This is a genomic window from Microcystis sp. M53603_WE2 (assembly GCF_030065435.1).
On sequence record NZ_JASJFF010000740.1, the window covers coordinates 1 to 7,013 of the forward strand.

Here is a 7,013-nt window from a genome sequence, read left to right on the forward strand (position 1 = left end):
ATGAAGCAAAATTCGCTCCATTTGAGAACCAATCGCACTGCGTTCACTTTTCCCCAAATCCTCGATTTCCTCGATTAAATGCTCCCAGTCAATGGCATCCCAGCGTTGTTCCCGCAAAAGTTGAGCCGTATCCCGGGCCCAGAGAATTAAATCGCAATTGTAGGTGGTTGGCATAACCGGTTCCCTGTTTTTCAAGCTTTTCGGGTGGGATTGTGGGGTTAATTCTGTTAGGTTAACGATCCGGCGTTTTCTTAATGATAACTGATTACCGTTCGCTTACAGCCCCTTCCGCAGTTCTAGAGTTTCCCAAAACCAGAGACCTTGCACCTCACCATTAACAAAAATATAGGGCCACAACATATATACTCATTTGTCAATAGGTAGTAATATTTAATCTGCTTATATTTCGAGTTTTGGTCTGAAAATGGGCGATCAATAGAGCAGCAATTATTGTGGTTGGGTTGACCCAAGGAAACCCAACAAAGAGTAACCTTTGGGGTGGTTGGGTTTCGCTTTTTCAAGCGAATTGAGCTATTTTCGCCCCAGTCTTGTTTCGATCAACCCAACCTACGCGGCTTAGACTCACAGTTTCAATCAATGTGCATGGTGCGTTCCCAAAAATCGATCGCTGGAGCGGTAGAAGTTGCCTTAGGGAACGCACCCTACAAGATTGCGATCGCTCTAACGGCTGAGTTCAGCCGCCACAGAGAATCTTCAACTTCTATCAGATCATCTCTAGGCGGTCGGATGCAACGATTTGTTATGCGGTTGACTGCGAGGTTTGAGTGGAGTCGAAATAATTTGTCTGCTGCTAGTGGATTGTTTTTTACGAAGATCATTGCAAATTGCTTGCAAATCATAGTTAAAGGACTTCGCGTGTTCTTCACGTATTCTGTAAATTTCTTCTAGAACTTCATCTTTCCACATAATTAATCTCCCATTAGTTCATTAGGTGTACAAATCGTTGGCAGATCATATCCTGCTTCTATACTTATTTGTGCTAGTTTCTTTTGTATTTGAGCATTGGCAATATGCTTACAGTTCCAAGTTAAAAGATAGTCAATTCCGTAAAATGTAGCAACTGCAATATGAAGCGCATCATCAGAGGCTTTAGGGGGGGGGAGATATAAAGCGTAAATTGCTCTCGGCGTGTGTCCCACCACTCTTGGGTAATCCCCAAGTTTGCCATGAGGATTAAGTTATTGCTGAGTCTGGCTGTTAAGTAACCAACCACGCTAGTTTCAACGTAAACAGTTTCGCTCATTTGAAATGCGCTAGTTAGATCTGTATTTTATCCCAATCTGTGCAAAACTGTCGCTACGAAGCGATGCGCCCTGCTACGCAGTGCCTTCGGCATCGCACTAACGTTGTTAGACCGTTCCACACCCGATTAGCTTAAACTGTTCAATGACTGAATTACGACTATTCCACCCTCGATCGCATCAAGTTGCATCCGATAGCCGTAGAGTAAACTCATACCAACTAAAGGGTCTGTTTCAGCTGCGTTAACATCAATATACCGATATTCACCGTCCCAAATAACAAGACCACTGTAAACGTCAAAGATACAGGTACTTCCATCCCCTAATGTTCCCTCTTCACGGCTATACAACCGTAAGTTGAGGCTGTTGATTACTGTCAGAGGTAAGGTCAAAAAGCCTGTGAACCCTGTATCAATAACAGCATCAATTACTTGCCTCTGTTTACTCTCATTGCTTACGACTAACCTAAGCCTTGCCTCGCAGTTTTGATCAACAATTCCGTTCATCATAAAGTTAAAGCAGACGACCTACGCCAAAGCGGTGAACGCCTTTATGTCCAATTCGGACACGCCAGATTTGAGCATCAGGGTTTCGTTCAAGCAATCGATTAGAAGCAGTTATTGTGTCATTGGCAAGCTCAAAAGCACCTGTTTCAATATCTATGGCTACAATCTTCCCATGATTGCCTTCCTCGACTTGGGGGCGCACCTGAGATTGATAAATCTCATTACCACGTCGGGCGAATTCTTCTTTGCTGTAGCGGAGTTGATTAACTGTCATTGTCCTGACCCCGTTGCCACTTTTGCCCCTCTATTTTAACCTCAACATTGGCAATCTTCGCTAACATTCCCCAACTGGGACCACAAAGGCTGCATCGCACTTAGACTCACAGTTTCAATCAATGTTCATGGTGCGTTCCCCAAAATCGATCGCTGAAGCGGTAGAAGTTGTTTTAGGGAACGCACCCTACAAGATTGCGCTCTGCTACGCAGTGCCTTTGGCATCGCACTATATTAATCTGTGAAGTCACACAGCAACAGGCAACTTTGAAAATTCACCAATATTTCAGCTAACGGTCAAGTTAGGTTAAGCGAGTTTGCAAGAAAAGAAGTCGAATTATTGAACCGATTTGATTCATTGAAGTCTACTTATTAAATCACCACGTCGAAATGTTGCAGATAGCTGCTGCAAGGAAATCTCTTGTTCTCCATAAAGATCCTGAAGTGCCTGTTTAATATCCTGTAATGAAGCATTAAAGTAACTCTCCCCATTTTGATCAATAAGCATTTGGGCTGATTGAAAATTTTGATGACTAATATCTTTCATCTGAACTTTCATATCAGCCAAAAGTTTTTGTCCCATCTGCATTGCAATAAAGCAGGAAGCATAGCGGACAAAATCTGGGTCAGTAGACTCAGGTCTTTTGCGGCGGTTTTCTGCAATTCTGTAAAGCTGAACAGCTATTACGATTTGCGCTCCATTTAATTGGTCAGTAAAGATTGTATCATACAGTTTCCCAAAATGTTCACGAGAGAAAAACTTTGCTTGATGAGGTTTTCTTCGCCAAACGGATAATACTGCCTCAGCAGCTACTCCTGAAGTAATATCAGCAGAGCGAGTAGGAGTATTGGAACGTTTAGTCCTGTAGTTAAATCCTAATTGCTCAATATCCTTTTCCAATATTTTCTGGCGCTCATCATTAGCACGTAAATCTTTGAGATCTACTGGATTTTGGCTATTGGTTGCGTAGGTAATTCTTTGAACTAAACCTTCATTTTCACGAGGCAATTGATAGAGTCTTAAAAGAACAAAAGCTTGGGCATTTTGATGAATTAAATCTGGTTCTCGCAAGGTTTTAAATATGGTCATACACGTTTGACCACCGTTAATGATTTGTAAATTCTCAACACGCACTTTGTAATCGCCATCTTGCAATGCGTTGTATGAGAAACTATCACAAATCAACGTGACCCCGTTATTATAAAAGTAAAAATTGTTTTTTTCATCGCTAGTTAAAGTATGACGGATACCCTCATTTACGCGATTTCCTTGTAAACCCAAGTAGCGACGAATATTGCGCTCTAATAAACGTTCTCCATGTCGCTCTATAAGTGTGGCAATTTCTGTCACCGAAATTCTACCCAACAGTACTCGGCTAAACTCCATATCTTCCACAATAGCTTTGCCACTTAGCTGCAAAGTATCTTTTACGGGTTTAGAAGCTTGAAGAATTTTGACTAAACGCTCGTGATTAACATATTCCCATGTCACCTGATCTCCAAACTCAGCACGATCAATAGCCTCTTGAGCAGATAAATTCCATTTCAGCCCATTGTTGCAAGCTATTGTCCGAACTTGGGGAATATAGCCATCCCGGATTAGGCTACGAGCTTCTTCCACTTTCACAAGCAGTCGTTGATTAATATGTTCTAGTTTGGCTGCTGGATTAAATAAGTAATTAATTGCGTTTATTAAACTTTTTATACCTTCTTCAGGAAAGTTAGAGTTTCCTTCTAGGTTGTTCTTATATTTTGCCTGAAATAAACTAACTGTAAATTCACCGTCATATTCTTCTGAGATATGTATAGCATCTACTCCAAAGTCACCACCTCCTTCTGTTAAGCAATCAAAAACATCATCTCCATCTAAATCTAAAATGGTTTTAACGCACAGATATACAAAAGCCAAAGACTTAAGCCGGCCTTCATCTGTGATTCGTAGTTCTTCAGAAGCTTTTTGACGAATGTCTTTGCTAACTGATACTAAGCGTTGGTCGATGATGGATATATTAATATTCATGTACTTATTTAACGAACATATTTAAATAGCTTATTTTATTGTGCCTAACTACATATTATAGCGGTAAGCGCTTGAGTGAGATACAAACCAAGCTTTGCCTAGCATGGTTTATAGCTCGTGACACTGTACCTCATACGACTGCACACCGCTATATACGAAAACTTTCTGCATAACAGTCTCCAGAGTAACGATATGGGTCAACTTTCTGTATGTTACACCGACATACAACATATATACTCATTTGTCAATAGGTAGTAATATTTAATCTGCTTATACTTCGAGTTTTGACCTGAAAATGGGCGATCGATAGTCAAGCGATCGAGAGATGGGGATGACCACGAGCCTAGGGGATTATGCAAGGGTGAACCACTTATCGGCAGGTTTCCAGGCCGCTCCCCAATAACTGATCACTGAAAGAGGGCTAAACTAAAAAGCCGTGCTAAAATCAGCATATCTAGGGTCGCTTGTGTAGGTGATGGATAGGCTATGTTTGAAAGATTTACGGAAAAAGCCATTAAAGTAATCATGCTCGCCCAAGAAGAAGCCCGCCGCCTTGGCCATAACTTCGTGGGAACAGAGCAGATTTTACTAGGACTAATTGGAGAGGGAACGGGAGTTGCCGCCAAAGTCCTCAAGTCCATGGGTGTCAATCTCAAAGATGCGCGCGTGGAGGTGGAGAAAATCATCGGTCGCGGTTCCGGATTCGTAGCCGTGGAAATTCCCTTCACCCCCAGAGCCAAACGAGTTTTAGAACTCTCCCTCGAAGAAGCCCGTCAACTGGGCCATAACTATATTGGCACAGAACATCTCCTTTTAGGACTAATTCGCGAAGGGGAAGGTGTGGCCGCTAGGGTTCTGGAAAATCTCGGGGTGGATCTCTCGAAAGTTCGCACCCAAGTGATCAGAATGTTAGGGGAAACCGCCGAAGTGGCCGCCGGTTCATCTTCCCAAGGTCGCACTAAAACCCCCACTCTTGACGAATTCGGTTCCAATCTCACCCAAATGGCCAGCGAGGGTAAACTCGATCCCGTGGTCGGCCGGCAAAAGGAAATCGAGCGCGTCATCCAAATTCTCGGTCGTCGTACCAAAAATAACCCAGTCCTAATCGGAGAACCGGGGGTAGGTAAAACAGCGATCGCAGAAGGATTGGCCCAACGCATCGCTAACAAGGATATTCCCGACATTCTCGAAGAAAAACGGGTTGTCACCCTCGATATCGGCTTGTTAGTGGCGGGAACCAAATATCGCGGCGAATTTGAGGAACGCCTCAAAAAAATCATGGACGAAATTCGCCAAGCGGGTAACGTCGTCCTTGTTATCGATGAAGTTCATACTCTCATCGGTGCCGGGGCAGCCGAAGGAGCGATCGATGCGGCCAATATTCTCAAACCGGCTTTGGCCCGGGGAGAACTACAATGTATCGGGGCGACGACCTTGGATGAGTACCGCAAACATATCGAACGGGATGCGGCTCTAGAAAGACGTTTTCAACCGGTTATGGTCGGTGAACCCTCCGTAGAAGAAACGATCGAAATTCTCTACGGTCTCCGGGAACGCTACGAACAGCACCACAAATTAAAAATCCTAGACGAAGCACTAGAAGCGGCGGCGAAATTGTCCGATCGCTACATTAGCGATCGCTTTTTACCGGACAAGGCGATCGATTTAATCGATGAAGCTGGTTCGAGAGTGCGCTTGATTAATTCCCAATTGCCCCCAGCAGCCAAGGAATTAGATAAAGAACTGCGGCAAATTCTCAAACAAAAAGATGATGCGGTGCGCGGTCAAGACTTCGAGAAAGCCGGGGAATTGCGCGATCGGGAAATGGAAATCAAAACCCAGATACGGAATCTCGCTTCCACCAAAAAAGGCGAAGATGGCAACGATGAACCCTTTGTGGATGCCGAGGAAATCGCTCACATCGTCGCTTCTTGGACTGGGGTTCCCGTCAACAAACTGACCGAAACCGAATCCGAGAAACTGCTGCACATGGAAGATACCCTGCATCAGCGTCTCATCGGTCAAGAGGACGCAGTTAAAGCGGTGTCTCGCGCCATTCGTCGCGCTCGCGTCGGTCTGAAAAATCCCAACCGTCCCATTGCTTCCTTTATCTTCTCCGGTCCAACGGGGGTAGGTAAAACCGAGTTAACTAAAGCTCTGGCCGCTTATTTCTTTGGTTCCGAAGATGCGATGATCCGTCTCGATATGTCGGAATACATGGAACGGCACACGGTTTCTAAGTTAATCGGTTCGCCTCCGGGTTACGTTGGTTACAACGAAGGGGGACAATTAACGGAAGCGGTGCGTCGTCGTCCTTATACGGTGGTGCTATTCGACGAAATCGAAAAAGCTCACCCCGATGTCTTCAATATGCTTCTGCAAATCCTTGAAGATGGACGTTTGACCGATGCCAAAGGTCGCACGGTGGACTTTAAAAATACCCTGTTGATCATGACCTCGAACATCGGTTCTAAGGTGATCGAGAAGGGTGGCGGTGGTTTAGGTTTCGAGTTTGCCGATAATCAAGCCGAGGCCCAGTATAATCGCATTCGATCGCTGGTTAATGAGGAATTAAAACAGTATTTCCGCCCTGAATTCCTCAACCGTCTTGATGAGATTATTGTCTTCCGTCAACTCAATAAGGAAGAAGTCAAGGAAATCGCCGAAATCCTGCTCAAGGATGTGTTTAAACGTCTGACAGAACAAAATATTACTTTGTCTGTTACTGATAAGTTTAAAGAACGCTTGATCGAGGAAGGTTATAATCCGGCCTACGGCGCTCGTCCCTTACGTCGTGCGATTATGCGTCTATTGGAAGATGTTCTGGCTGAGGAAATTCTCTCCGGACGGGTTTCTGATGGGGATACTGCCATGGTCGATATCGATGAGGAAGGTAAGGTGAAAGTTATTTCGGGGGAAAGACGCGAGTTAATCGCTCCCGTGATCGAATAA

At 44.3% G+C, this 7,013-nt stretch carries 5 protein-coding genes and 1 pseudogene; 1 reads left to right on the top strand and 5 read right to left on the bottom strand.

Features of this window, described 5'->3' with window-relative positions; genetic code table 11:
* From PX481_RS16010 to PX481_RS16035, 5 genes and pseudogenes are all read right to left on the bottom strand, one after another.
* Window positions 1–174, bottom strand: a 174-nt coding sequence (locus tag PX481_RS16010) for a DUF29 family protein (protein WP_288094963.1), incomplete at its 3' end; no start/stop codon positions are given.
* 755 nt (window positions 175–929) lie between these two features.
* Window positions 930–1,264: pseudogene (locus tag PX481_RS16020) on the bottom strand (type II toxin-antitoxin system VapC family toxin).
* Window positions 1,265–1,390: 126 nt separating this feature from the next.
* On the bottom strand, window positions 1,391–1,771 hold the full coding sequence (locus tag PX481_RS16025; protein WP_002756719.1) for a hypothetical protein: 381 nt from the start codon (window positions 1,769–1,771) through the stop codon (window positions 1,391–1,393).
* 4 nt (window positions 1,772–1,775) lie between these two features.
* A complete protein-coding gene (locus PX481_RS16030) occupies window positions 1,776–2,042 on the bottom strand; it encodes a hypothetical protein (protein ID WP_002733164.1) in 267 nt (88 codons plus the stop codon).
* 354 nt (window positions 2,043–2,396) lie between these two features.
* Window positions 2,397–4,061, bottom strand: coding sequence for an AIPR family protein (locus tag PX481_RS16035; protein WP_002756717.1), 1,665 nt, complete (start codon window positions 4,059–4,061; stop codon window positions 2,397–2,399).
* 486 nt (window positions 4,062–4,547) lie between these two features.
* Between PX481_RS16035 and PX481_RS16040 the strand changes: the two genes are divergently transcribed.
* Window positions 4,548–7,013, top strand: a complete 2,466-nt coding sequence (locus PX481_RS16040; protein WP_002732350.1) for an ATP-dependent Clp protease ATP-binding subunit — start codon at window positions 4,548–4,550, stop codon at window positions 7,011–7,013.

Coding starts and splice junctions, on each gene's coding strand:
- PX481_RS16035 (WP_002756717.1), bottom strand. CDS start 4,061: ATGAATATTAATATATCCATCATCGACCAACGCTTAGTATCAGTTAGC.
- PX481_RS16040 (WP_002732350.1), top strand. CDS start 4,548: ATGTTTGAAAGATTTACGGAAAAAGCCATTAAAGTAATCATGCTCGCC.
- PX481_RS16025 (WP_002756719.1), bottom strand. CDS start 1,771: ATGATGAACGGAATTGTTGATCAAAACTGCGAGGCAAGGCTTAGGTTA.
- PX481_RS16030 (WP_002733164.1), bottom strand. CDS start 2,042: ATGACAGTTAATCAACTCCGCTACAGCAAAGAAGAATTCGCCCGACGT.